Genomic DNA, 672 nt, shown 5'->3' with positions numbered 1-672 from the left:
GTGCGTTGATGGCGCCGCCCGGCAGCATCAGGACACCGGTCATGGCCACCGGGACCAGGAGACCGCGCTGGAAGTACTGGGGCAGCAGGTACATGGAGGCCAGAATGATGGCGAAGTCCAGCATGACCAAGCTGGCACCTGCACGGAAGGCGGGGATGGCGAAGATGCGCAGGTTCAGCACCGGCTGCTCCAGCTTGAGCTGGCGGCGGACGTAGAGGGCCAAGGCCACTATCGCTAGCAGGAGGATGGCCAGGGTGACCGGGGAGGCCCAGCCGTACTTGGAGGCCAGGCTGACACCGGCTACCAGTCCTCCGAAGCCGATGACCGAGCCCAGGATGGATGGCAGGTCGATGTGGGGTCGGGTGATCTGGCCGACGTTCTTAAGGAAGCAGACCGCGCAGACCAGGGCGATCAGCAGGAAGGGGATGAAGAGCCAGAAGACCCAGTGCCAGGTGAGTCTGCCCAGGATCAGGCCGGTCAGGGTCGGGCCGATGGCCGGGGCGAACATGATGACCAGGGCGCACATGCCCATCACGGTGCCCAGCTTGGCGGGCGGGAAGATCAACATCGCCACCGTGAACATGAGCGGCAGGATCAGGCCGGTTCCAATCCCCTGAATCAGGCGTCCGGCCAGCAGGATCGGGAATGAGGGCGCCAGGGCGGAGATGGCCG

The 672-nt window shown here is 65.5% G+C and carries 1 protein-coding gene; it reads right to left on the bottom strand.

Annotation, left to right across the window (positions count from 1 at the left end):
- The coding region (locus tag CRD60_RS08235; protein WP_113860789.1) for an MFS transporter at positions 1-672 on the bottom strand (672 nt) is incomplete at both ends.

The organism is Bifidobacterium aemilianum (genome assembly GCF_003315635.1).
Lineage (GTDB): Bacteria > Actinomycetota > Actinomycetes > Actinomycetales > Bifidobacteriaceae > Bifidobacterium > Bifidobacterium aemilianum.
This window is presented reverse-complemented; position numbering and strand designations above follow the sequence as displayed.